This is a genomic window from Oceaniovalibus guishaninsula JLT2003 (genome assembly GCF_000299575.1).
GTDB lineage: Bacteria > Pseudomonadota > Alphaproteobacteria > Rhodobacterales > Rhodobacteraceae > Palleronia > Palleronia guishaninsula.
On record NZ_AMGO01000067.1, the window covers coordinates 34,100 to 58,923 of the forward strand.

Here is a 24,824-nt window from a genome sequence, read left to right on the forward strand (position 1 = left end):
CCAAGCAGCGTCAAAAAAGTCCGAATAATGTCCTACCTCGACAATGTCAGGACCTTCGTGCGCGTCTTCGAGTTGGGCAGCATGTCGGCGGCGGCCCGCGACCAGCGGATTTCGCCCGCCGTCGCGTCGGCGCGGATCTCGCAATTGGAGGGGCATCTGGGGGTGCGGCTGTTCCAGCGCACGACCCGCAGCCTGAACGCGACCGAGCACGGGCATCTGTTCTACGAAGGGGCCTGCGCGGTGCTGGCATCGGTCGACGCGGCCGAGGCGGCGGTGGTGGACGCCACCGAAAATCCGCGCGGCACGCTGTTCGTCGCGGCGCCGCTGGGGCTGGGGCGGCGGCTGATCGCGCCGCAGATCCCCGCCTTCGCCGAAACCTATCCGCTGATCACCCTGCGCCTGCGGCTCAGCGACCGGCGGATCGACCTGACGACCGAAGGGCTGGACGTGGCGTTCTTCCTGGGCCGGCCCGAAGACAGCGACATGCGCATCCGCAATATCGCCGAATGCCGCCGGGTGCTGTGCGCCAGTCCCGATTACGTGGCGCGCTGCGGCATGCCGCGCACCGGCCACGACATCGCGGGGGGACGGCACAATTGCCTGAATCTGCGCTTTCCGGGCGCGGCCGAGTTCCAGTGGGAATTGCGCACCTCCGAAGGTCCGCGCAAGTTCGCCGTATCGGGCCGGTTCGAGACCGACGACGGCGACGTGCTGACCGACTGGGCGCTGGCCGGGCACGGCATCGCGCTCAAGCCCGTCTTCGAGGTGGCGGCGCATCTGCGCGCGGGGCGGCTGGTGGCGGTGGCCGAGGACACGCCCCCCCTGCCCGTGCAGATGGCATGCCTTTACACCCATCGCCGCCATCAGGATCCCAAGACGCGATTGTTCATGGATTTCATGATCGCGCGGATCGGCACCGCCCTGAAAGAGACCGGATCGGGGCCGGATCAGCTGCCGCGATAGGTGGAATAGCCGAAAGGCGACAGCAGCAGCGGCACATGGTAATGCGACGCCTGCGACATGCCGAAGCGCAGCGGCACGGCATCGAGGAACCGCGGGTTTTCGGGCGGCGTGCCGGTCCGGTCCAGATAGGCCCCGGCCTGGAACACCAGTTCGTAGGTGCCGGCGGCGAAATCGTCCTGGCTCAGGATGGGGGCGTCGGTGCGCCCGTCCGCGTTGGTGGTCATCGTGACCAGATGCCGGCGCGTTTCGCCCTTGATCCGGTAAAGCGCGATTTCCAGTCCTTCGGCGGGGCAACCGCGCGCCGTGTCCAGAACATGCGTGGTGAGGTATCCTGCCATGACGCGTCCCTTTTGCCGATCGTCCCGAAGAATAGGGATGGCGGCGGAAAACGACAGCCTTCGTTGCCCGAGGCTGCTTCTCGTTTTTCTTGAAAGAAGCGGGCGTCTTTCGGGTATATCCGGCAACGCAAAATGAGGAGGGTTCGATGCGCTATTCCCGCGACATGCACGGCTATGGTGCCAATCCGCCCGATCCGCACTGGCCCGGCGGCGCGCGCACGGCCGTGCAGATCGTGCTGAACTACGAAGAGGGCGGCGAGAACAACATCCTGCACGGCGACGCCGCGTCCGAGGCGTTCCTGTCCGAGATCGTGGGCGCGGCAGCCTGGCCGGGACAACGGAACGCCAACATGGAATCCATCTATGAATACGGGGCGCGTGCCGGGTTCTGGCGGCTGCACCGGATGCTGCGCGACCTGCCCGTCACCGTCTATGGCGTGGCCACCGCGCTGGCGCGCAGCCCCGCCCAGGTCGCTGCGATGAAAGAGGCGGACTGGGAGATCGCCAGCCACGGCCTGAAATGGATCGAGCACAAGGACATGCCCGAGGACGAGGAACGCGCGGCCATCGCCGAGGCGATCCGCCTGCATACGCAAGTGACGGGCCGCGCCCCACGCGGCTGGTATACCGGCCGGTCGTCCGAACGCACGATCCGCCTGGCCGCCGAAACGGGGCAATTCGCCTATGTCGCGGACGCCTATGCCGACGATCTGCCCTACTGGACGGAATTCGGCGACCGCGACCAGCTGATCGTGCCCTATACGCTGGATTGCAACGACATGCGCTTCGCCACGCCGCAGGGCTTCAATTCGGGCGACCAGTTCCTTTGCTACCTGCGCGACAGTTTCGACTGCCTGCACGAAGAAGGCGGGCGGATGCTGTCGGTGGGGCTGCATTGCCGGCTGGTGGGCCGTCCGGGCCGGGCGCTGGCGCTGCGACGCTTCCTCGACCATGTGCGCGCGCAGGAGGGCGTATGGTTCGCCACGCGCGAGCAGATCGCCGATCACTGGGCGCGGACCCATCCCCACAAGCGCCGCGAACGGCCGAGCGCGATGGACCGCGACACCTTCGTCGCGCGCTTCGGCGGCGTGTTCGAGCACAGCCCCTGGATCGCCGAGCGCGCCCATGGCCTGGAACTGGGACCGGCCCACGACACCGCAGCGGGCATGCACAACGCGCTGGTCCGCGTCTTTCGCAGCGCCACCGACGAGGAACGCCTGGGCGTTCTGACCGCCCACCCCGACCTGGCGGGCAAGCTGGCGGCGGCCAGGCAGCTGACGGCGGAATCGACGTCCGAACAGGCGGGGGCGGGGCTGGACGCGCTGACCGACGAGGAACGCAGCACCTTCACCCGGCTGAACGACGCCTATGTCGCCAAGCACGGATTCCCGTTCATCATCGCGGTGCGCGACAACGACAAGCCGGGCATCCTGGCCGCGTTCGAGCGGCGCATCGACAACGACCGCGACACCGAATTCGCCGCCGCCTGCGCGCAGGTGGAACGCATCGCCGAACTGCGTCTGAAGGACATGATGCCATGAACCGCACCCTTATCGCCCGCCCGCTGGACGCCGCGTCCTTCGCCCCCTTCGGCGACGTTCTGGAAGCCGCGGGCGCGCCCGACAGGCTGATCAACGAAGGCATGTGCGGGCGCTTTCACGACCGCGCGCGGCTGGATTTCGCCGACGGACGCGCGGGCATCAGCATCTTTCAGGCGCAGGCCCGCGCCCTGCCCTATCGGCTGGATCTGCTGGAACGGCACCCCGAAGGGAGCCAGGCCTTCATGCCGATGCACGAAAATCCCTGGCTGGTGATCGCCGCCCCCGACGAGGACGGCACGCCCGGCACGCCGGTGGCCTTCCTTGCCGGCCCCGGACAGGCGGTCAACCTGCACCGGGGCGTCTGGCACGGGGTGCTTTGCCCGCTGGCCGATCCCGGCCTTTTCGCGGTGGTGGACCGGATCGGCACGGGCGCCAATCTGGAAGAACACAAGCTGGCCGATCCCTGGACGGTGCGCGCGCCCTAAAGCGCGCCGTTCAGCAGCAGCAGGCCCGGCAGCCAGCCGGTGAAGATGCCCGACAGCAGCGTGACCCAGGCGGTGGCGCGCCGGATCGGGACATGCAGCGCCAGAAGCGCGAAATACATCGCCCAGAGCACCGCCCAGACCGCCCAATTGAGGCCCAGCCAGACGCTGCGCAGGTCGTGGGCGGCCAACAGGCTCTGGACGGCGACGGGCACGACGGTGATGGCCACCAGCAGGCTGAACCAGCCCAGCCCCCGCCCGTCGGCGCCGATGATCCGGTTCACCGCGACCCACAGATAGGTGGTGCTGAACAGCAGCGTCAGCGCCGCCGATTTCACCGCCGCCATGTCCGCCCCGAACCCCAGCGCCGAGGACAGCGCCACGACCAGCGTGACGAAGGCCGCGGCCAGGTTGACGAGGACGATCTCGCGATCCTCGATCCGGTCCATCATCCACAGACCGTTGATGTAGAGGACCACGCCCACGTAAAGCAGTGCCAGACCCAGCAGCATGTCGTCTCTCCGAACGGGAACGGGCGGCGCCGGAATGGCACCGCCCGGAAAATGGGGGTCCGGCGGGGATGCCGCCGGATCCGTCGTCAGGTCAGTGGCCGCCGTCCGACGCCATGGCCGCCCGACGCGCCTCGGCCTCGGCCTCGGCGCGCGAGGTGCCGTTGAAGACGGCGTTGAGCAGCACCGCCGAGATCGAGGCCAGCAGGATGCCGCTGTCGATCAGCGGATGGATCGAATGGGGCAGGTGCATTACGAAGTCCGGCGCGATCAGCGGGATCATCCCCATGCCGAGCGAGATCGCGACGATCAGGCCGTTATAGCGGTTCACCTTGAAGTCCACGCCGCCCAGGATGCGTACGCCCGTGGCCGCGACCATCCCGAACATCACCAGACCCGCGCCGCCCAGCACCGCCACCGGCAGCGCCTCGACCAGCGCGCCCATCTTGGGCGTCAGGCCCAGCACGATCATGATCGCACCGCCCATCACGCAGACATAGCGCGACCGGATGCCGGTCACGCCGACAAGGCCCACGTTCTGGCTGAACGAGGTGTAGGGGAAGGTGTTGAATATGCCGCCGATCAGCGTGCCCAGACCGTCGGTGCGCAGCCCCGCCGACAGCGACGGCCGCTCCAGCTTCTTGCCGCACATTTCCGACAGCGCCAGGAACATGCCGGTCGATTCGATCATCACCACGATCATCACCAGCGTCATGGTCAGGATCATGATCGGATCGAAGATCGGCAATCCGAAGTGGAAGGGCGCGATCAGCGCGAACCACTTCGCCTCGTCCACGTGGTCGAAGTGCATCAGACCCAGGAAACCGGCCAGCAGACCACCCACCACGATGCCGCACAGCACCGAGATATTGGCCCAGAAGCCGCGCGCGAACTTCATCACCAGGATGATCGTCAGCAGCACGATGCCCGAGATGGTCATGTTCTGCACGGTCGCATAGGCCGGATTCTCGGCCGAGGGGGCCAGCGCCAGGCCGCCGGGAATGGCGGGCGCGTCGGTCAACGCACGAACCTGTTCCAGCCAAGCGGCGTGCTGGGGATCGACCAGCTTGGGCGCGGTGGGACCGACGGGCAGGCCGAAGATCCAGTTGATGCCGATCCGCATCAGCGTGACGCCGATGACCAGGATGATCGTTCCGGTCACGACCGGCGGAAAGAACCGCAGCATGCGGCTGACCAGGGGCGCGATCAGCATGGCGATGATGCCCGCGCCGATGATCGCGCCGAAGATCATGCGCGCGCCTTCGGCACCGGGATTGGACGCCGCGATCGACACCATCGGGCCGACGGAGGCGAAGGTCACGCCCATCATCACCGGCAGCTTGACGCCGATACCACTTGGAGGCGCCCAGCGACTGGATGATGGTGACAACCCCGCAGACGAAGAGGTCGGCCGAGATCAGGAAGGCCACATCGACGGGCGCAAGCCCCAAGACGCGCCCGACGATCAGCGGCACGGCGATGGCGCCGGCATACATCACCAGCACGTGCTGCAACCCGAGCGTGAAGAGTTTCGGCGCCGCGATCCGTTCGTTCACCGGATCGTTATACGGCGTGGTTTCATCGTAGGTCACTGACATTTCTTGGTTTCCTCCCTCATGTCCCTGTTGATGTCTCAGCCGTAGCTCGCCACCGGCATTCCGGCGAGTGCGGCGATGTTCAGAAGTCCCCGCACCGTGACGCCGGGGGTGACGATATGCGCACGGTTGCCCATGCCCATCAGGATCGGCCCGACCTCCAGCCCGTCGGCCACCGATTTCAGCAGGTTGCGCGCGGCCCCCGCAGCGTCGGTATTGGTATAGACCAGCACGTTGGCGCGGCCCGTCAGGCGGTTGCCCGGCATCAGCCGTTCGCGCAATTCGGGATCGAGGGCGGCGTCGGTATGCATCTCGCCTTCGTATTCGAAATCGGGCGACAAGGTGTCGAGGATCGCCAGCGCGCCGCGCGCGACCCGGCCCGAGCGGCTGTCGAGGTTGCCGAACTGCGACCCCGAACAGAGCGCGAGCTTGGGCTCGATCCCGAAGCGGCGCACATGGCGCGCGGCCGCCACCATGGTCTGGGCCACGTCGTCGGGCGAGGGTTCGGCGTTGACATGGGTGTCGGCGACGAACAGCGGCCCCTTGTCCAGCAGCACCAGCGACAGCGCGCCCACGGGATGCAGGTCGTCGTTGGCCAGCACCTGCCGGATATAGTCCAGATGCCACAGATACTGCCCGACCGTGCCGCAGATCATGCTGTCGGCCTCGCCGCGCTGGACCATCACGCCGGCGATGGCGGTGGTGTTGGTGCGCAGGATCGCGCGCGCCAGATCGGGCGTCACGCCGCGCCGGTCCATGATGCCGTGATAGGTCGTCCAGTAATCGCGATAACGCGTGTCGCTTTCGGGATTGACCAGTTCGAAATCCTGACCCGCGACCAGCGACAGGCCCTCGCGCTCGATCCGGGCCTCGACCACTTCGGGTCGGCCGATCAGCACGGGACGGCCGACGCCCTCGTCGTTGATGGCCTGCGCGGCGCGCAGCACGCGCGGTTCCTCGCCTTCGGCGAAGACGATGCGCCGCTTGGCCTGCCGCGCGGCGATCAGCACCGGGCGCATCACCAGCGCCGAGCGATAGACCTGGCCTTGCAGCCCGCGCGCGTATTCCTCGAGGTCGAGCTGCCGCGTCGCCACGCCGCTTTCCATCGCGGCCTTGGCCACCGCGACGGCCACGGTCGGCAGAAGGCGCGGATCGAAGGGCTTGGGGATCAGGTATTCGGGACCGAAGCTGAGCCGCTCGCCCTGATAGGCCGCGCCCAGCTCGGCGCTGGCGGTGGCGCGGGCCAGCCCGGCGATGGCCTCGACGCAGGCGACCTTCATCTCGTCGTTGATCTGCGTCGCCCCCACATCGAGCGCGCCGCGGAAGATGAACGGGAAGCACAGGACGTTGTTGACCTGGTTGGGATAGTCCGACCGGCCGGTGGCGATCAGCGCGTCGGGCGAGGCTTCGCGCGCCAGTTCCGGCATGATCTCGGGGGTGGGGTTGGCCAGCGCGAAGATGATCGGATGCGCCGCCATCTTGCGGACCATGTCCTGCGTCAGCAGGCCGGGGCCCGACACGCCCAGGAACAGATCCGCCCCCTCCATCGCGTCCGAGGTGGTGCGCATCTCGGTGGCGCGGGCGAATTCGGCCTTTTCGGGGGTCAGGTTGTTGCGCTGGTCATGCACGACGCCCTTGCTGTCCAGCATGGTGATATTGTCCTTCTGGACCCCCATCACCATCAACATCTTGAGGCAGGCAATGCCGGCGGCCCCTGCCCCTAGCGCTACCACCTTGATATCCTCGAACCGCTTGCCGGCCACGCGCAGGGCGTTGGTGGCGGCGGCGGCGGCGACGATGGCGGTGCCGTGCTGGTCGTCGTGAAAGACCGGAATGCCCATCCGCTCGCGGCAGAGGCGTTCGACGATGAAGCAGTCGGGCGCCTTGATGTCTTCGAGGTTGACGGCGCCGAAGGTCGGCTCCAGCCGGCAGACGAGATCGGCCAGACGTTCGGGATCGGTCTCGTTCACCTCGATGTCGAAGCAGTCGATGCCGGCGAACTTCTTGAACAGGACCGCCTTGCCCTCCATCACCGGCTTGGAGGCCTGCGCACCGATATCGCCCAGACCCAGCACCGCCGTGCCGTTCGAGATGACGGCCACCAGATTGCCCTTGGCGGTATAGCGAAAGGCGTCCTTGGCGTTCTTCTCGATCTCGAGGCAGGCATCGGCGACGCCGGGTGAATAGGCGCGGGACAGGTCGCGGCCCGTGGCCATCGGCTTGGTCGCCCGGATTTCCAGCTTACCGGGGCGGGGAAATTCGTGATAGTTCAGCGCCGCCTGCTTCTCGGCGGTCTTCTTGGTGTCATCCAGCGACATTCATAATCCTCCCTGCGGCACGGCGCCCATGCGCAGCGCCATGTCGATCATCCTATTGGAAAATCCCCATTCGTTGTCATACCAACCGAACAGGCGGGTGAAATCGCGTCCGTGCACCGTCTCGGATTCGGCCAGAACCAGCGATTCCGGCCGGCCCCGCAGGTCGGTCGAGACCAGCGGCCGCGCCGTGCGGCCCATCACCGGGGACGCATCGACGGCCGCGCGCAGCCGCGCGTCGAAATCCGCCCGGTCGCGCAGGCGCACCGTCAGATCCACCGCCGAGACGCTGGGCACCGGCACCCGCACCGCGCGCGCCGTGACCCGGCCCGCCAGATCGGGCAGCACCGTGTCGATCAGCCGCCCGGCACTGGTGCCGGTGGGGACCATCGACAGCGCGGCGGCCCGGCTGCGCGCGGCGTCGCCCCTGGGCGCGTCGATGGTGGGCTGGCTGCCGGTATAGCAATGGATGGTGGTCATGTGGCCGCTTTCCACGCCGAACGCATCCTCCAGCAGGCGCAGCAGCGGCGCCAGCGCGTTGGTGGTGCAGGACGCGGCCGATACGATGCGTTGCGTATCCAGCACGGCGTCGTTGGCGCCCGGCACGACCGTGACATCGGCGGCATCGGACGGGCCCGAGATCAGGACGCGCGCCGCACCCGCCGCTAGCCCCAGTTCGGCCACGTCGCGCGTGCCGGCATGGCCGGTGCATTCCAGCACCACGCCGACGCCCGACAGATCGAGATCGGCCAGCGATCCGGCACGGTGGAAGGGAATGGTGCGGCCATCGACGATCAGGCTGCCGGCGCCGGTTTCGACCCGGCCCGGAAAGGGGCCGAACACGCTGTCGAATTCGAACAGATACGCGCAGACATCCAGCGGCGCGATGTCGTTGATCGCGACGACATCCACGCCCGCGTCCTTGCGCGCCGTCGCCAGCGCGCGCAGCACGGTGCGCCCGATGCGGCCGAAGCCGTTGATGGCGACGCGCAGGCTCATCAAGACTAGAACTCCACCTCGGTGGCGACGCCGCGTTCCACGGCCAGATCGACGACCGCCGCGGCCACGGCCAGATCCTGAAGGCCCACGCCGGTGCCGTCGAACAGCGTGATCTCGTCGTCCGAGCTGCGGCCGGGGTGATCGCCGTTGATGACGGCGCCCAGTTCGACGATGTCTTCCAGGCGCAGGGTCAGGTCGGCGATGGCGTGCTGCGCCTCGCCGATGGTGGTCGATTGGGCGATCTCGTCGGTGAAGACGGTGGCGCGGCCCAGCAGGGCGGCGTCGACCTCCTGCTTGCCCTTGGTGTCGGTGCCCATGCAGGCCAGATGCGTGCCGGGGCGGACCTGATCCGCGCCCAGGATCGCGTCGAAGCTGGAGGTGATGGTCACGATCACGTCCGCCTGCGCGCCCAGATCGTCGAGGCTGACCGTCTCGAACGCCAGGCCCAGCCCTTCGGCGACCTCGCGCAACCCCGACAGCTTTTCGGGCGAGCGGTTCCAGGCGACGACGCGCTCGAACGGGCGCTGCGCGGCCACGGCGCGCAACTGGAACGCGGCCTGATGGCCCGCGCCGACGATGCCCAGAACCTTGGCGTCGCGCCGCGCCAGATGCGCCACGCTGACGGCGGCGGCGGCGGCGGTGCGCAGCGCGGTCAGCAGGTTGCCGCCCACCACGGCCCGGCAGCGCCCGGTATCGGCGTCGAAGAGGAACACGGTGGACTGGTGGTTCGTCAGCCCCTTGTCCGCGTTGCCCGGCCAGTAGCCGCCCGATTTCAGCCCCAGGTTCAGCGCCGCGCGATCGAACCCCGACTTGAAGCCGTAAAGCGCGTCGGCATGGCCGATCGCCTCGCGGATGACCGGAAAGTTGTAGGCGGATTTCGCGGCCATCGACGCAAAGACCTTCTCGACCGCCGCAAAGCTGGCTTCGGGCGTGACGAGGTTGGCGATCGCGGCTTCGGGAACGATGATCATGGCGGTTCCTTTTTAATGGCGCAGGCGCCCCCGCCCCTTTCGGGGCCTCCTCCCGAGGATCGGGGGCGCCTGCCTTGAAGTGGACGCGCTCAGTACGCCTTGCCGCGGGCCGAGACCGGCCAGAGCGTTTCCACCTTTCCGTTCCGCACGCCGACATACCAGTCGTGCACGTTGCAGGTCGGATCGCAGTGACCCGGCACCAGACGCAGCTTGTCGTTGACCTTCAGCACGCCCTGGGGATCGGCGACCACGCCGTGTTCGTCCGAGCACTTGACGTATTGTACGTCGTCGCGCCCGTAGACGAAGGGCAGGCCGCTATCGACCGACTGCGCCTTGAGGCCGGCATCGACGATGGCCTTGTCGGACTTGGCGTGGGACATGACGCTGGTCAGGATGAACAGCGCGTTTTCCCATTCGCCCTGGTCGATGCGCTTGCCGTCCTTGTCGTGGATGCGGCCGTAATCGGCATCCATGAAGGCATAGGATCCGCACTGAAGCTCGTTGTAGACGCCGGAATTGCTTTCGAAGTAATAGCTGCCGGTGCCGCCGCCCGAGACGAATTCGGGCTTGAGGCCCTCGTCGGTCAGCGCGTCCACGGCATCCTTCACCTGCGCCACGGCCGCGTCGATCTTGGCCTTGCGCTCGTCATAGCTGTCGATGTGCTGCATCGCGCCCTGATAGGCCTGGATGCCGGTGAACTTCAGCCCCTCGGCCGCGTCGATGGCCTTTGCGATCTCGACCACGGCGGGCGTCGTCGTCACGCCGCAGCGTCCCGCGCCACAATCGATCTCGATGAAGCAATGGATCGTGGTGCCGTGCTTCACCGCCGCCGCAGACAGATCCGCCACGTTGGCCACGTCGTCGATGCAGACGGTGATCTTCGAGCCCAGCTTGGGCAGCGCGGCCAGCCGGTCGATCTTCTTGGGATCGCGGACCTGGTTGGAGACCAGCACGTCCTTGATGCCGCCGCGCACGAAAACCTCGGCCTCGGAGACCTTCTGGCAGCAGACGCCGACCGAACCGCCCAGTTCCTCCTGCAACTTCTGCACGTCCACGGACTTGTGCATCTTGCCGTGGCTGCGGTGGCGCATGCCGTGGGCCTTGGCATAGTCGCCCATCTTCTTGATGTTGCGCTCCAGCGCGTCCAGATCGAGGATCAGGCACGGCGTCTGGATGTCGGCCTCGTCCATGCCGGGGATCGCGGGAACGTCGAAGCCGACATCCAGATCCGAATAATCCATGTCTTTCATGTTCGTGTCCTTCATTTCTGCATCCAGGGCAGCTTGTCGAGGTCGACATTGCCGCCGGTGACGACGACGCCGACGCGGCGGCCTGCGAAGATTTCGGGGTTCTTGAGGATGACCGCCAGCGGCACGGCGCAGCTGGGCTCCATCACGATGCGCAGGTGCTTCCATGTCAGCTTCATGGCGTCGATGATCTCCTGCTCGGAGGCGGTGAAGATCTCGGTGACGTGATTGCTGACGAAATGCCAGGTCAGGTCCTTCAGCGGCACCAGCAGGCCATCGGCGATGGTCTTGGGTGCGTCGTCGGCGATGATGTGACCGGTCTTGAAGCTGCGATAGGCGTCGTCGGCCTGCTCGGGTTCGGCAGCGATGACCTGCGTTTCGGGAGCCAGCGTCGACAGCGTCAGGCAGGTGCCTGAAATCATGCCGCCGCCGCCGATGGGAGCCACGACAATGTCGAGGCCATCGGTCTGCTCGATCATCTCCTTGGCGCAGGTGCCCTGCCCGGCGATGACGCGCGGATCGTTATAGGGGTGGACGAAGTCGCCACCCGTCTCGGCCTGCACCTTGGCGAAGGTCGCCTCGCGCGAGCTGGTCGAGGGATCGCATTCGGTGATCCTGCCGCCATAGCGCGCGACCGTGTCCTTCTTGGCCTGCGGCGCCGTGCGCGGCATCACCACGTTGCAAGGGATGCCGCGGCGCATCGCGGCATAGCTGAGACACGAAGCATGGTTGCCGCTGGAATGGGTGGCCACGCCCAGCTTCGCCTGCTCCTCGCTCAGACCGAAGACCGCGTTAGAGGCGCCGCGCACCTTGAAGGCGCCCGGCTCCTGAAAGTTCTCGCACTTGAAGAACAGCTGCGCGCCGGTCAGCTCGTTCAGGTAATCCGAGGTGCGGATCGGCGTGCGGCGGATGTACGGCTTGATCCGCTCATGCGCCGCCAGCATGTCGTCATAGGTGGGGATCTGCATCTCCGCGTCCTTCATCACGCGGCCGCCTTCCTGGCTTCGCCGCCGCGGCGATAGACGTCCTGCGCCGCGGCCACGCCCGAGCCCAGCTTGATGGGCAGGCCCAGATCGACCATCACCATCTCGGCGGTGCCGAGGCCCGACAGCATCATCGCGTCGGTCAGGCTGCCCAGATGGCCGATGCGGAAGACCTTGCCCGCGACCTCGCCCAGGCCCACGCCGAAGGCCATGCCATAGTCGCGCGCGGCGACGGTGACGATGTCGGTGGCGTTGAACCCTTCGGGCGTGCGGATGGCCGACACGGTGTCGGACTGCACGTCGGGCGATACGGCGCACAGTTCCAGCCCCCAGGCATCGACGGCGCGGCGCACGCCCGTCGCGATGCGGCGATGGCGGGCGAAGACGTTCTCCAGTCCCTCGTCCTCGATCATCTGAAGCGACAGCTTGAGGCCGTTCATCAGGCCGACGGGGGGCGTATAGGGGAAGGCGTTGTTGGCATAGCCCCTGGCCATGTCGCGCACGTCGAAGAAGGTGCGCGGCAGCCTGGCGGTCTCGACCGCGTTCATCGCTTTTTCGCTGAAGCCGACGATGGCCAGGCCCGCGGGCAGCATGAAGCCCTTCTGGCTGCCGGTCACGGCCACGTCCACGCCCCATTCGTCGAAGCGGAAATCCATCGACGCGATCGAGCTGACGCCGTCCACGAACAGCATCGCGGGATGGCCTGCTGCATCGAGCGCGCGACGGACGGCGGCGATGTCGGACTTCACACCGGTCGCCGTCTCGTTATGGGTGGCCAGCACGACCTTGATCGCGCGGTCCTTGTCGGCGCGCAGCGCCTCCTCCATCTTGCCGGCGGGAATGCCTTCGCCCCAAGGCGTCTCGATCACCTGCACGGTCAGACCGTGGCGCTGGCACATGTCGATCCAGCGATGGGAGAACATGCCGTTGCGCGCGGCCAGCACCGTGTCGCCGGGCGACAGCGTGTTGGTCAGCGCCGTTTCCCAGCCGCCGGTGCCGGTCGAGGGGAAGATGAAGATATGGGCGGATTCCGATTTCAGCACCCGGCGCACACCGTCGAGGCAGGGATGCAGGATGCGGCCGAAGACGGGCGAGCGGTGGTCGATCGTCGGCATGTAGCAGGCCTGGCGGATCGCCTCGGGCATGTTGGTCGGACCGGGGATGAAGACCGGGTTCTGAAAGCTCATGGGATCCTCCGTCGGATATGTTCCGGTCGACCCTACAGACGCCGCCGCCTTGGGCATATTTTTTTGAAAACGTTTTTTGTTTTCGAGTCTCGGCGGATAGGCTAGTCTTTCCAGACCCTTGGGTTTTTCACTCGGCTTTGGGCAGTTTCAGGTTTCGGAGGCAGCAGCTTATGGATTCCCCGAACAATGGCGCGCCGGAGCCGACCGGCCGCCGCCCCCGCGGCCGTCCCCGCGCCTTCGACGAAAAGACCGAGCAGAACACCATCAAGGCGCTGGACCGGGCGATGGACATCCTGCGGGCGCTGTCGCGGATGGACGGCGCGACGCTGACCGCCCTGGCGCAGGAAACGGGCGACGTGCCGGCCACGGTCTACCGTGTGCTGGTGACGCTGCAAGCCCACGGCATCGTCGAGGCGGACGAGGCCGCGCAGACCTGGCATGTCGGACCGGGCGCTTTCCTGATCGGATCGGCCTTCCTGCGCCGCACCAGCCTGGTCGAGCGCAGCCGCCCCGCCTTGCGCCGGCTGATGGAGCAAAGCGGCGAGACCGCCAATCTGGGCATCGCCAGCGACGACCGGGTGCTGTTCGTCAGCCAGGTCGAGACCCACGCCCCGATCCGCGCCTTCTTTCCGCCCGGCACGCGATCGGCGATGCATGCGTCGGGGATCGGCAAGGTTCTGATGGCCGCGATGGACGCCCCGCGGCTGGAACGGATCGTCGCGGCGGGGCTGACGCGCTATACGCCGCGCACCCTGACCGAGCCGAATGCGCTGCTGGCCGATCTGGAAGCGATCCGCAAACGCGGCTATGCCATTGACGACGAGGAGCGCAATCTGGGCATGCGCTGCATCGCCGCCCCCATCCGCAACGCCCATCAGGAGGTGATTGCCGGGCTGTCCGTCTCGGGTCCGATCAGCCGGATGACCCCCGACAAGACCGAAGCGCTTGCCGTGCGGGTGATGACGGCAGCGGCGTCGGTCTCGGCGGGGATGGGCGCGCGGGACTGACGGGGATCAGCGCCCCAGAAAGGCCGCGTGGCGGTTCACGTCCTTGTAAAGCAGGTAGCGGAACGGCCCCGGACCGCCCGCATAGCAGGCCTGCGGGCAGAATCCGCGCAGCCACATGAAATCGCCCGCCTCGACCTCGACCCAGTCGCGGTTCAGGCGATAGGCCGCCTTGCCTTCCAGCACGTAAAGCCCGTGTTCCATCACATGCGTTTCCAGGAACGGGATGACGCCGCCCGGCTGAAAGGTGACGATGGTGACATGCATGTCGTGGCGCAGGTCGTTCGGGTCGACGAAGCGCGTCGTGGCCCAGGCGCCGTTGGTGCCGGGCATGACCGACGGCGCGATGTCGGCCTCGTTCAGGACCAGCGGATCGGGGCGGTCCAACCCTTCCACGGCTTCATAGGCCTTGCGGATCCAGTGAAACCGGGCGACCGCGCCGGTGCGGTTGCGCAAGGTCCAGTCCATCCCCGCGGGAAGATAGGCATAGCCGCCCTCGCCCAGATCGTGGGTCTGCCCACCGATCGTCAGGGTGAAGCCGCCCTCGACCACGAAGAGCACGCCCTCGGCCGCCGGGTCGGTTTCGGGTCGGTCCGATCCGCCGCCCGGCTGCACTTCCATGATGTATTGCGAGAACGTCTCGGCGAAGCCGGTCATAGGACGGGCCAGGATCCACAGGCGGGTATCGTCCCAGAAAGGCAGGAAGCTGGTGACGATGTCGCGCATCGTGCCCTTGGGCAGAACCGCATAGCTTTCGGTGAAGACCGCGCGGTCGGTCAGCAGATCGGTCTGCGGCGGATGGCCCCCGGTCGGGGCATAGTAACGGGAAGACGACATCGGAACGCTCCGCTGGTTCGGTTGGGCCCTAGGATGGCGCTTCGCGATTGCATGGGAAGCCCGAAGAACGCGAAAGGTTCTTTCGGGATTATTTGACAGCGCTCAGGATCCGTCGAGCAATCCCGCCAGATAGGTGCCATAGGCGTTCTTGGCGAACATCTCGGCCCGCGCCCGAAGCGCCGCCCGGTCGATCCAGCCCGCGTCATAGGCGATCTCCTCGGGGCAGCCGGTCTGCATGCCCTGGCGCGATTGCAGCGTGCGCACGAAATTGCCCGCATCCAGCAGGCTGCCATGCGTCCCGGTATCGAGCCAGGCGAATCCGCGGCCCATCCTTTCGACGTTGAGCGTACCGTCCGCCAGATAGCTTTCCAGCAGCGTCGTGATCTCGAGTTCGCCGCGCGCCGAGGGCGTGACGGCGCGCGCGCGTTCGGGCGCGGTGCCGTCGAGGAAGTAAAGCCCCGTCACCGCATAGTTCGAAGGCGGGCGGTCGGGCTTCTCGACGATGCCGGTCACGCGGCCCGCGCCGTCCATCGCCACCACGCCATAGCGTTCGGGATCGGCCACGCGGTAGCCGAAGACGGTGCCGCCCGCATCCCGCGCGCCCGCCCGCGCCAGTAATTCGGGCAGGCCGTGACCGAAGAAGATGTTGTCGCCCAGTACCATCGCCGAGGGTGCGCCGTCGAGGAAATCTTCGCCCACCAGATAGGCCTGCGCCAGACCTTCGGGGCGCGGCTGCACCAGCCAGGCGATCGACAGGCCCCATTGCGACCCGTCCCCCAGCAGGTGGCGGAACTGGGCCTGATCCTCGGGGGTGGTGATGATCCCGATCTCGCGGATGCCGGCCAGCATCAGCACCGACAGCGGATAGTAGATCATCGGCTTGTCGTAGATCGGCATCAGCTGCTTGGACAGCCCCATCGTGATCGGATAGAGCCGCGACCCCGTGCCGCCGGCCAGGATCAATCCCTTGCGTGTGCGCATCTTGCATCCTCGATCATGGAAGGAAGGACCGCGCGCCAGTCGGGCCGGCCGATCCCAAAAGCCGCGGCGAGACCCGAACAGTCGAGCCGCGAATTGGCCGGTCGCGGCGCGGGGGTAGGCCAGGCGGCGGTGGGAATGCCGGTAACGGCCACCCGGTCGCCGCTGACGGCGAAGATCGCGCGGGCGAAATCCGCCCAGCTGACATCGGGGGCGCCCGACAGATGGTGGATGCCCCCCTGCCCTTCCCTGCGCACAAGGCGGTCCGCGATGGTCAGGCAGGCATCGGCAATGGCGGGTGCGGGCGTCGGGCCGCCCACCTGATCCTCGACCACATCCAGCGCGTCGCGGGTCCGGGCCAGACGCAGCATGGTGGTCAGGAAATTGGCCCCCTGCCCCGAAAAGACCCACGACGTGCGCAGGACGACCGCGCGACCGCCGGCTTCCAGCACGCCCTGCTCGCCCGCGCGCTTGGTGCGGCCATAGGCATTGACGGGGGCGGTGGCATCATCGGGCCGCCAGGGATCGGTGCCCGTGCCCGCGAATACGTAATCGGTCGAGATATGGACGAAAGGCAGATCGCGCGCGGCGCAGGCGCGGGCCATCGCGGCGGGGGCGTCGGCATTGACGATGCGCGCGGCATCCTCGTCCGCCTCGGCCGCGTCCACCGCCGTCCAGGCGGCGGCGTTGACGACGGCATCGGCATCCGTTCGCGCGATCCGCGCGGCGCAGGCGGCGGGATCGGACAGATCCGCGGCATCGCGTCCCAGCGCCGCGACCGCGATGCCGCGACCGGGGCCTCGGTCGATCAGCGCGCGCGCGACCTGTCCCGTCCGTCCGAAGACCAGCACCTTCACGAGGCGCGGCCCAGCCGTTCGCCCACGCCCTGACGCGTCTGCAACGGACGCCACCAGGCTTCGTTGGCCAGATACCAGTCCACCGTCCGTTCCAGCCCCTCGTCCAGCGTCACCGAAGGCCGCCAGCCCAGTTCGTCGCGGATGCGCGCGGGGTCGATGGCATAGCGGCGGTCATGGCCGGGCCGGTCGGTCACATGCTCGATGAGATCGGCGTGAGGGGCGCCCTGAGGCCGGCGATCGTCGAGGATGGCGCAAAGCTTGCGCACGATGTCGATATTGCGCGCTTCGGCCTGCCCGCCGATGGCATAGGTGGTGCCGGGGGCCGCGCGGGTCAGCACGGTCAGCAGCGCGTCGGCATGATCCTCGACATGCAGCCAGTCGCGCACGTTGTCGCCCGCCCCGTAGATCGGCAGCTTCCGGCCGGCCAGCGCGTTCAGGATCGTGACCGGGATCAGCTTTTCGGGGAATTGCCGCGGTCCGTAATTGTTCGAGCAATTGGTCAGCACCACCGGCAGGCCATAGGTTTCGCCCCAGGCGCGCACCAGATGGTCGCTGCCCGCCTTGCTGGCCGAATAGGGCGACCGCGGATCGTAGCGCGTCGTCTCGTCGAAGCGGCCCGTCTCGCCCAGCGATCCGAACACCTCGTCGGTGGAAATATGGTGGAAGCGGAAGCCGTCCGGGCGCCCTGCCCCGGTCCACCAGGCACGCGCGGCCTCCAGCAGGTGAAACGTGCCCAGCACGTTCGTCTCGACGAAGGCGGCGGGGCCGTCGATGGACCTGTCCACATGGCTTTCGGCAGCCAGATGCATCACCGCATCGGGGGCATGGGCGGCGAATATCTGGTCCAGCGCGGCACGGTCGCGAATATCGGCCTGTTCGAACCGGTAATCGGGATCGCCTTGCAGATCCGCCAGGCTGGCAGGGCTGGCCGCATAGGTCATCGCGTCGAGATTGACGATCCGGTGGCCGCGCGCGCGGGCCAGATGCACCACGGCGGATCCGATGAAGCCCGATCCGCCGGTCACAAGGATTTTCATGGCGTCCCCTGCCTGTCCGTCCGGCGCCAGGGCCGGTGATGTGCGTCCTCTATGGAAAGGACCGCGCCAGATCTATCCCCCGCGCCCATCCCGGTCGCCCCCCGTGTCTGTTCCCCATGTCTGTTCCCTATGTCGGGCCAATCGGCAAATCCGTCCTTTTCGCCGCCGATTCGGATTGTCATTCCCTGCAAGCCGAATCGGCCGATTTCATGTCCGAAGGTGGATCGTTTCATGGTCCATTCCGTGCCATCCCGACTTTGCGGGTGTTTTTATGTGTTTGAATATAGTGTTTAGGGATCCGAACCTTCCGAATAATCCTTGGGCGACAAGGGGTTGGAAGGCAATTTCCGACCTTGCCCGTGTGTGAATCCCGACTCGGGCGTGTGTGAATCCCGAAATTGCGTGTGTAAATCCCGATTCGTCCCCTGATCGAATCCGATTCGCTTTGTCGGCGGGGTCCGATTCGGTTTCGCACGATCCAGGCGACCCTCCGGTCGCTCTGTATCCCTGCCGGCAGAGATCGAACCGCCGACTCCATGTGTAAATCCCGAGTTTTTCCTTGCCAACCGTGTGTGATTCCCGAATGGTAATGGCAGGGTGTGTGTGTTTCCCGAACACTTGCACACACCCCTGCCCTTGCGGGCGAAGCGGCGCAAAACCGGAGAACGCCATGAGCGAGCACCTCAAGCCCATCAAGCATCCGCAGGGGGATCTTTTCGTCTGCGACATCACCGACGTCATCCTGAAGGACGACCTCGCCTCGATGGAGCACCCGTTCTATTCTCTGTCCAAGAAGCCCGACCGCGATCCGCGCCGCTATGAATGGAAGGGCCAGTGGATCGAGTTCCGCCCGTCCATCAAGGGCATGCCGACGATCTACGACAAGGATCTCATCATCTATGCCATCAGCCAGCTGATCGCCGGCATGAAGGAAGGGCGCGCCATCTCGAAGCGCGTCCTGATCGACCCCTATGCCTTCCTGGTCTTCACCCAGCGCGGCGTGGGCGGCCGCGATTACGACGCGCTTTGCGACAGTCTGGACCGGATCGACGGCACGCGCTTTCGCACCAACATCCTGTTCGAGGGCACGCGCACCGACGAATGGATGGGTCTGATCGACGGCGCCAAGATGAAGACCGACGACCGCACCGGCAAGGTCAAGTCGCTAGAGCTGAAGCTGAGCGACATGGTCGTCAGCTCGGTCGAGGAGATGAACGTTCTGACGCTGCATCGCGACTATTTCCGCCTGTCCCGCCCCATCGAGCGGCGGATCTACGAGATCGCGCGCAAGGCGGTGGGCCAGGACGAAAGCTGGGCCTTCCTGATGACCACGCTGCATCACAAGTCGGGATCGAAAGGCACTTTGCGCGAGTTCCGCCGCCAGATGAAGCCGATCATCGAGGGCGATTATCTGCCCGATTACATGATCGTCTACGACGAGACGGCGGATCTGGTGACGTTCATCAACCGCAACACTATGCCCCGCAACCGCGACAAGGCCGAGGCCGACGCCCGCGCGATCCTGCAACGGCTGTCGCCCGACAGCTTCGATGCCGCGCGCGATGCTGCGCCGGGCTGGGACGTGCACCACCTGGCCGATACCTTCGCCGCCTGGTGGGGCCGCATCGGCAAGCCGGTGCCGCGCAATCCCGACGCGCTGTTTCTGAAGTTCTGCACGACCTGGCAAAGCCGCAACGGAAACCCGTCCTAGCCGGCTACCCGATAGCTATCGGGTAGCTCTGGGATATCCGGATAGCTATCGGATAGCATTCCACTAGCTAACGGATAGCTAGCTGTTAGCTAGCGAGGCATTTCAGTTGTTTCCGGCAGATCGGCAACAGTCTGGCGCCAAGACCGCGGCCATAGCGGATAGCTACCCGCTAGCTATCCGTTCGTGCCAGAATGACGAAAAAACCGCACCATCGAGCAGGAGTGCATCATGCCCGTCATCGCTTTCGCGAACCCCAAGGGGGGCGCAGGCAAGACGACCGCCGCCTTGTTGCTGGCCTCGGAACTGGCCAGCAAGGGCGCGCGCGTCACCATCATCGACGCCGATCCCGAACGCTGGATCTCGCAATGGGGCCGCCTGCCCGGCAAGCCCGACACGATCCGCATCGTCGAGGGCGTGGGCGAGGAGGACATCGTCGATGTCATCGCCGACGAGGCAGCCGCGACGCAATTCGTCATCATCGACCTGGAAGGCACGGCTAGCCTGATGGTCGCCAATGCCGTCGGCATGTCCGATCTGGTGGTCATCCCCACGCAGGGCGGGTCGATGGATGCCAAGGGGGCGGCCAAGATGATCAAGCTGATCCGCAACCAGGAACGGATGACGCGCCGGCCCATCGCGCATGCGGTGCTGATGACCCGCATCTCGGCCGCCGTCGCCAGCCGGGCACTGCGCAATGTGCGCGCGCAACTCGACGCGGCGGGCATCCCGATGTTTGCCAACGGCATCGTCGAGCGCGCGGCCTTCCGCGACATCTTCGATTACGGCGGATTGCTGGCCGATCTTCCCAGTGCCGAGGTCAGCAACGTGGACAAGGCCCGCGCCAATGCCCGCGCCTATACCGCCGAGGTCGTGGCCCGTCTGCGCGACGCGGCCGAACCCGCCAAGGGGGTCGCGTGATGGCACGCGAACGGGCGGATCTGGGCTTCGGCGACGCGCTGGACGCGTTCGATCCCGCGGAATGGGCGCCCGATCCGGCGGCGCGCGCCAGGCCCGAGGCGGCACAGACCCGCGAGATCGCGGCGCGGACCGGCTTTCGCAGCCGGGAGGCGGGGCAGGGGGCCGCGCCGGTGCCGCCGCCTGCGCCCATGTCCGGCCCCGTATCCGCACCCGTGCCCGGCCCTGCACCCGAAGGCCAGCCGCGCCGCCGCCGGACGGGCCGCAACGCGCAGTTCAACCTCAAGGCGCGCCCCGAGACGATCGCCGCCTTCTGCGCCGTGGCCGACGCGCAGGGCTGGGGGCTGGGCGAGACGCTGGAAAAGGCCGTGGCGCTTTTGCAGGACGCCTACGGGACGGACACCGCGGGCCGAGGCTGATCTTCAGGCGGTCGCCTGCAGGAACCGAAGTCCGTCCGCGTCGAACCAAGCCGCGCTCAGCACGCCGTGCTTCCATGCGCCGGTATCGACCGCGACGCGGCCGGGCGACAGCTGCGGCGCCGCGACGACCGTATGGCCATGCACCACCCACAGGCCGTCCGGGCGCGGCCGACGCATGCGGTCGGGCCGCGCCCAGAGCAGCGTGGCCTCGTCCTGATGCGGCAGGGGCAGGCGCGGGTCGGCGGCGGCATGGATCGCGGCGATCCCGTCCGCCTGCCACCAGAGCGGTCGCGCGGCGATCCAGGCTTCCGTCCCGGCGGGCAGGGCGGCGCGCAGGGCGCGCGCCGTCTTTTCGGGACCGTCCGCCGCCACGCCGAAGGCGGCCAGCACCTGCCGGCCTGCCGCGTGCGGCCAGCCGGCATGGGCGTCGGGCGATGTCAGGAAATCCAGCAGCATCCGTTCGTGATTGCCCATGAGGCAGATCGTCCGCACGGGATCGGCCTGCTGCCTGTCGCGCAGCAGCGCCAGAACCGCGTCCGAGGCCGGCCCCCGGCCGATCATGTCGCCCAGCGTGACGACGCGCGCCTGCGCCGCGCCGGGCTGCGCTTCGATCAGCGCCAGCATCCGCAGCAGAAGATCGGCGCGCCCGTGGATATCGCCGATCAGGCAGACCGGATCCCCAGGGCGGGGCAGGGCAGGGCCGCCGGCGATCCGCCGCGTCAGCCGCCGCCAGAGGGCGGACAATCCGCCGCCCGCCCTGTTGCCCGGAGCCGTTCCGTCCTGCATCCCGACACCCCGTCGATGCGTCCGGTCTAGCGGCGCGGGGTCGGGGCGGCAAACCCGGCTTCAGCCGGCGGCCTGCGCCGCGGCGATGGCGCTTTGCCCCGTCCGGGGACCGCCCGACAGCAGAAAGGCGATGGCCAGCCCCATCCCCAGCAGCCCGCCCGCAGGATAGGCCAGCAGGCAAAGCGCGATGCCGAACCCCGCCAGCGCCGCGGCCATGCTGCTGGCCAGTCCGCTGACGATACCGATGATGACGAGTGCGATGATCATGCCGTTCCTCCGGGTCTTGCCCAAAGGGATGAAAGACAATCGTAAAGCGTTTCTTACCGCCCGAAATCCGAATGCCACTCATCTTCGTCGAATTGTCGGTAAGTCAGTCTCGCCCCCGCTAGCAGCCCGCCCAGATACCCGCCCAGATGCGTTTCCCAGGCCAGGATGCCGCCCTGCGCGATCAACGTCACCAGGTTCAGCAGCACCAGCCCCCCGCTGGCCCAGGCGACCCGGCGCCAGTCGCGGTCGGTCCGCCAGCGCAGCGCGACCAGCGCGCCGATGACCCCGAAAAGCGCCCCGGACGCCCCCACCATGGGCGAAAGCGATGCCGACAGAAGCGCGAAGGCCACGGCCCCGCCCAGCAGCGAGACCAGCCAGACCAGTCCGAACCGGGCCTGTCCCACCCGGTCGGCCAGTTGCGGACCGATCCAGGCCAGCACCAGCATGTTGCCCAGCAGATGCAGCGGTCCGCCATGCAGGAACGCATAGGTGACGAACATCGCCTGGGGCTGGCCGGGATAGTTCGGTTTCCAGTTCAGCAACAATCCGCGCCAGAAGGCCCCGTATTCCAGCGACATCACGCGCCAGCGATAGGGACCGAACAGGCCCCAATCGGCCAGCCACAGCGTTCCTTCGATTCCGCAGCACACGATCGCAATGGCGATCAGCATGCCGCGGCCGGCGACGGGCGCTGGCGGGGTGTCCGTTCTCATGGATGCGGATGTCCGGGTGGACGGCGGCAGGGCACGGCGGATGCCGCCCATCCCCGCGCGCCCGTCAGAACCTGAATTCGAAACCCCGGCGCAGGTTGACCGAGATGGTGTTGCCGGTGGCGGTATCCTCGGTTCCCTCGTCCGAGATGCGGTGGCGCAGCGCCATGTCGAGCCGCCAATCCTCGGTCAGGCGGCGTTGCAGGCCGACCCCGACCGATCCGAAACTCTCGCTCGCCGCGCCGTCGCCCGTCGGATCGCTGGCAATATAGGACAGGTCGAAATTCGCGCTGGTCAGGGCGTTCACCTGATGACTGTAGCCCAGCGAAGCCGCGGTAATGTCGCGTTCCTCGTCGTCGCTGCCCGACTGGACCGACCGGCGCAGATCGGCCGACAGCGATCCGGTCGGCAGATCCCGCGTCACCGACAGCGCCCCGGTCGTGAACAGGTCGCCATCGACCGATTGCGTCGCGCCCAGTTCGCCCGCGATGGACCACAAGGGCAGCGTCAGGCTGCGTTCGATGCGGATCGAATAACGCTCGCCGTCCTCGGTCGAGGTCGCCCCGAGGTCGAGGCCCACCGCCCCCGTCCGAAGCCGCTGCGATATGCCGGCATTCAGCGCATAGGTGTCGCGCCGGCCCTCGTCGCGCCCCTCGTCGTCGAAGCTGGAATAGTCGAGGCCCAGGGTGGCCTGGCGGGTCGGGGTCAGCACGAAGCGCAGGCCGACGCCCGCGCGCACCCGCGTCTCGTCCGTCAATGTGCTGGTATCGGTGGTGTCGCTGTAGCGCTGGCCGTCGAGGCCCGCCGACAGGGTGATGCCGATGGGCGCGCGGCGCCGCAGTTCCAGTTCGGTGCCCAGCCCGAAGGCCAGCCGCGTGCCTCTTTCGCCCCGATCGTCGAGATCGTCCAGCACCAGCGGATCGTCCAGCCCGCCCTCGAGCGGATCGAGGAACGCGACCCGGCTGCGCCGCACGAAGCCGGTCACGCCGATCCTGCTGTCGGGAACCGTCCGTTCATAGGCCAGCCGCAGCGTCGGCGTGGCGACGAAATCGTCGCGGTTCGACTCTTCAGGGTTGTCCAGCGCCCGCAGACCCACATCGCCCGACAGCGCGAAGGTCTGTAGCGGCGTGCTGTAGAGCAGTTCGAAATCGAGGCCCGTCACCGCCTCCAGCGTGGTGCCCTTGCTGTCGGGATCAAGCGCCAGGTTGTCGTCCGCGACCAGCCCGAACCGGGTTCCGAAAGACAGCAGGCGGCCGGTATCTTGCGCGGCGACGGCCCCCGCCCCCAGGATCAGTCCCGCCCCGCCGATCGCGGAAAGCGCGCGGCGCAGGCGCGGCCTGTCAGACGGTTGCGTCATGCCGTCCTGCCCGCGTCATTCGAACAGGCGGCGGGTGGGGACCAGAATGACGTCGCCATCCTGCATCGTCACCGACCCGTTGGGACTGCGCCCCTGCATGATCGCGTTGTAGTTCAGCGCATAGACCCGTTCGATCCCGGTCGCCGGATCCTTGCGGCGCAGCTGCACCCGCTTCAGCGCGGCGAAATCCGAAAACCCGCCCATCTCGGCAAAGGCCTGCAACAGGGTCGTGCCCGGTTCCAGTTCCAGCCGCCCCGACTTGGCGGCCTCGCCCAGGACGAACACGGTGATCGTGTCGGCTTCTTCGGGAAGGTCCAGCGGCGGTGCGGCCAGCCGTTCCAGAGACACGAAGACGGTCGGCGGGTTGCTGAAGGACGGGGATAGCTGCTGCACCAGATCGGACTGGACCGCGCCCAGTGTCCGGCCGCCCGCCTGGATGGCGCCCGCCAGCGGGAAGGTGAACTGTCCGTCCGGCGTCACCAGCACGCTGCGGTTCAGCGTGCTGTCCTCGATCACCTCGATCTTCAGCACGTCGCCGGGCCCGATCCGATAGGCGTTCTGCGCCGCCAGAGGCGCGGGCAGCATCAGCAGGAAGGCAGCCAGCAGGGCGAACAATGCCGGCGGGACAGCCGCGAACCGAAAGGTCCGGATCGGATGGGAATGGGTCATGTCGGGTTCCGGTGTTGTCGCAAGGCCGTCGCCACCTTGGGCGCCGCCGTCGGGGGGGACAAGGAAAGGATGGGTCCGCAAGGGGTTCTGGGGCGCAATGACAGCGAAGTGTGGCGAAATCTCGCCACACCTTGTCCGTTCGGTGCG

Annotated in this window: 25 protein-coding genes and 1 pseudogene; 7 read left to right on the forward strand and 19 right to left on the reverse strand. The window is 67.3% G+C overall.

The genetic code is table 11. From position 1 onward, the window contains the following. Positions 1–27: 27 nt before the first annotated feature. The gene (locus OCGS_RS13305; protein WP_007427766.1) at positions 28–963 is read left to right on the forward strand and encodes a LysR family transcriptional regulator; all 936 of its coding nucleotides are present in this window, start codon (positions 28–30) and stop codon (positions 961–963) included. Here the strand turns inward: OCGS_RS13305 and uraH are convergent. Next, the gene (gene uraH, locus OCGS_RS13310) at positions 948–1,301 is read right to left on the reverse strand and encodes a hydroxyisourate hydrolase (protein WP_007427767.1); all 354 of its coding nucleotides are present in this window, start codon (positions 1,299–1,301) and stop codon (positions 948–950) included. The genes OCGS_RS13305 and uraH overlap by 16 nt on opposite strands. A 146-nt stretch (positions 1,302–1,447) precedes the next feature. Here uraH and puuE point away from each other — a divergent pair, with 146 nt between their 5' ends. Both puuE and OCGS_RS13320 read left to right on the forward strand, forming a co-directional pair. After that, complete coding sequence (gene puuE / locus OCGS_RS13315) at positions 1,448–2,842, forward strand: allantoinase PuuE (protein ID WP_007427768.1); 1,395 nt, start codon at positions 1,448–1,450, stop codon at positions 2,840–2,842. Further along, positions 2,839–3,327: an ureidoglycolate lyase gene (locus OCGS_RS13320; RefSeq protein ID WP_007427769.1), complete on the forward strand. Its 489-nt coding sequence runs from the start codon at positions 2,839–2,841 to the stop codon at positions 3,325–3,327. Before puuE ends, OCGS_RS13320 begins: the two co-directional genes overlap by 4 nt. Here the strand turns inward: OCGS_RS13320 and OCGS_RS13325 are convergent. From OCGS_RS13325 to bhcA, 9 genes and pseudogenes are all read right to left on the reverse strand, one after another. Beyond that, positions 3,324–3,836, reverse strand: a complete 513-nt coding sequence (locus OCGS_RS13325; protein ID WP_007427770.1) for an AmiS/UreI family transporter — start codon at positions 3,834–3,836, stop codon at positions 3,324–3,326. The genes OCGS_RS13320 and OCGS_RS13325 overlap by 4 nt on opposite strands. Positions 3,837–3,927: 91 nt before the next feature. Continuing rightward, positions 3,928–5,163 carry a nucleobase:cation symporter-2 family protein gene (locus tag OCGS_RS13330; protein ID WP_007427771.1) on the reverse strand — a complete coding sequence of 412 codons (1,236 nt, stop codon included), beginning with the start codon at positions 5,161–5,163 and terminating at the stop codon, positions 3,928–3,930. Between the two features lie 97 nt (positions 5,164–5,260). Continuing rightward, a pseudogene (locus OCGS_RS15570) lies at positions 5,261–5,431 on the reverse strand (hypothetical protein); the annotation flags it as partial. A 35-nt stretch (positions 5,432–5,466) separates the two neighbouring features. Then, positions 5,467–7,746, reverse strand: coding sequence for an NADP-dependent malic enzyme (locus tag OCGS_RS13335; RefSeq protein WP_007427772.1), 2,280 nt, complete (start codon positions 7,744–7,746; stop codon positions 5,467–5,469). Next, positions 7,747–8,742, reverse strand: a complete 996-nt coding sequence (locus tag OCGS_RS13340) for a type I glyceraldehyde-3-phosphate dehydrogenase (RefSeq protein WP_007427773.1) — start codon at positions 8,740–8,742, stop codon at positions 7,747–7,749. Between the two features lie 5 nt (positions 8,743–8,747). Further along, positions 8,748–9,713 (reverse strand): iminosuccinate reductase BhcD, encoded by a 966-nt coding sequence (bhcD, locus tag OCGS_RS13345; RefSeq protein ID WP_007427774.1) that lies wholly within the window; start codon positions 9,711–9,713, stop codon positions 8,748–8,750. A gap of 89 nt (positions 9,714–9,802) precedes the next feature. Further along, the gene (gene bhcC, locus OCGS_RS13350) at positions 9,803–10,963 is read right to left on the reverse strand and encodes a 3-hydroxy-D-aspartate aldolase BhcC (RefSeq protein WP_420798916.1); all 1,161 of its coding nucleotides are present in this window, start codon (positions 10,961–10,963) and stop codon (positions 9,803–9,805) included. 11 nt (positions 10,964–10,974) lie between these two features. After that, a complete protein-coding gene (gene bhcB / locus OCGS_RS13355; protein WP_007427776.1) occupies positions 10,975–11,943 on the reverse strand; it encodes a beta-hydroxyaspartate dehydratase BhcB in 969 nt (322 codons plus the stop codon). Further along, a complete protein-coding gene (bhcA, locus tag OCGS_RS13360; protein WP_007427777.1) occupies positions 11,943–13,130 on the reverse strand; it encodes an L-aspartate--glyoxylate aminotransferase BhcA in 1,188 nt (395 codons plus the stop codon). The genes bhcB and bhcA overlap by 1 nt, the downstream gene beginning before the upstream one ends. Before the next feature lie 170 nt (positions 13,131–13,300). Here bhcA and bhcR point away from each other — a divergent pair, with 170 nt between their 5' ends. After that, positions 13,301–14,137: an HTH-type transcriptional regulator BhcR gene (gene bhcR / locus OCGS_RS13365; RefSeq protein ID WP_007427778.1), complete on the forward strand. Its 837-nt coding sequence runs from the start codon at positions 13,301–13,303 to the stop codon at positions 14,135–14,137. Between the two features lie 6 nt (positions 14,138–14,143). Here the strand turns inward: bhcR and OCGS_RS13370 are convergent, their stop codons facing one another. The 4 genes from OCGS_RS13370 to rfbB form a co-directional block, all read right to left on the reverse strand. Then, a complete protein-coding gene (locus tag OCGS_RS13370; protein WP_007427779.1) occupies positions 14,144–14,971 on the reverse strand; it encodes a bifunctional allantoicase/(S)-ureidoglycine aminohydrolase in 828 nt (275 codons plus the stop codon). Between the two features lie 102 nt (positions 14,972–15,073). Then, positions 15,074–15,952: a glucose-1-phosphate thymidylyltransferase RfbA gene (gene rfbA, locus OCGS_RS13375; protein WP_007427780.1), complete on the reverse strand. Its 879-nt coding sequence runs from the start codon at positions 15,950–15,952 to the stop codon at positions 15,074–15,076. Further along, a complete protein-coding gene (rfbD, locus tag OCGS_RS13380) occupies positions 15,931–16,806 on the reverse strand; it encodes a dTDP-4-dehydrorhamnose reductase (protein ID WP_007427781.1) in 876 nt (291 codons plus the stop codon). The genes rfbA and rfbD overlap by 22 nt, the downstream gene beginning before the upstream one ends. Continuing rightward, positions 16,803–17,843: a dTDP-glucose 4,6-dehydratase gene (rfbB, locus tag OCGS_RS13385; RefSeq protein WP_007427782.1), complete on the reverse strand. Its 1,041-nt coding sequence runs from the start codon at positions 17,841–17,843 to the stop codon at positions 16,803–16,805. Before rfbB ends, rfbD begins: the two co-directional genes overlap by 4 nt. Positions 17,844–18,513: 670 nt before the next feature. On the opposite strand from rfbB, the gene OCGS_RS13390 reads away from it, so the two are divergent. The 3 genes from OCGS_RS13390 to OCGS_RS13400 all read left to right on the forward strand — a co-directional run bounded on the left by OCGS_RS13390 (position 18,514) and on the right by OCGS_RS13400 (position 20,888). Next, complete coding sequence (locus tag OCGS_RS13390; RefSeq protein WP_007427783.1) at positions 18,514–19,554, forward strand: replication initiator protein A; 1,041 nt, start codon at positions 18,514–18,516, stop codon at positions 19,552–19,554. A 228-nt stretch (positions 19,555–19,782) separates the two neighbouring features. Then, positions 19,783–20,472 carry a ParA family protein gene (locus OCGS_RS13395; protein WP_007427784.1) on the forward strand — a complete coding sequence of 230 codons (690 nt, stop codon included), beginning with the start codon at positions 19,783–19,785 and terminating at the stop codon, positions 20,470–20,472. Beyond that, a complete protein-coding gene (locus tag OCGS_RS13400) occupies positions 20,472–20,888 on the forward strand; it encodes a hypothetical protein (protein ID WP_007427785.1) in 417 nt (138 codons plus the stop codon). The genes OCGS_RS13395 and OCGS_RS13400 overlap by 1 nt, the downstream gene beginning before the upstream one ends. A 3-nt stretch (positions 20,889–20,891) precedes the next feature. Here the strand turns inward: OCGS_RS13400 and OCGS_RS13405 are convergent, their stop codons facing one another. The 5 genes from OCGS_RS13405 to OCGS_RS13425 form a co-directional block, all read right to left on the reverse strand. Next, on the reverse strand, positions 20,892–21,674 hold the full coding sequence (locus OCGS_RS13405; RefSeq protein ID WP_007427786.1) for a metallophosphoesterase: 783 nt from the start codon (positions 21,672–21,674) through the stop codon (positions 20,892–20,894). Between the two features lie 60 nt (positions 21,675–21,734). Next, positions 21,735–21,941 carry a hypothetical protein gene (locus tag OCGS_RS13410; RefSeq protein ID WP_007427787.1) on the reverse strand — a complete coding sequence of 69 codons (207 nt, stop codon included), beginning with the start codon at positions 21,939–21,941 and terminating at the stop codon, positions 21,735–21,737. Positions 21,942–21,994: 53 nt separating this feature from the next. Continuing rightward, entirely contained in the window at positions 21,995–22,654 is a 660-nt protein-coding gene (locus OCGS_RS13415) for a rhomboid family intramembrane serine protease (protein ID WP_156801065.1), read from the reverse strand. A gap of 64 nt (positions 22,655–22,718) precedes the next feature. After that, positions 22,719–24,008 carry a hypothetical protein gene (locus tag OCGS_RS13420; protein ID WP_007427789.1) on the reverse strand — a complete coding sequence of 430 codons (1,290 nt, stop codon included), beginning with the start codon at positions 24,006–24,008 and terminating at the stop codon, positions 22,719–22,721. Between the two features lie 15 nt (positions 24,009–24,023). Beyond that, positions 24,024–24,677, reverse strand: a complete 654-nt coding sequence (locus OCGS_RS13425; RefSeq protein WP_007427790.1) for a polysaccharide biosynthesis/export family protein — start codon at positions 24,675–24,677, stop codon at positions 24,024–24,026. Positions 24,678–24,824: the final 147 nt, after the last annotated feature.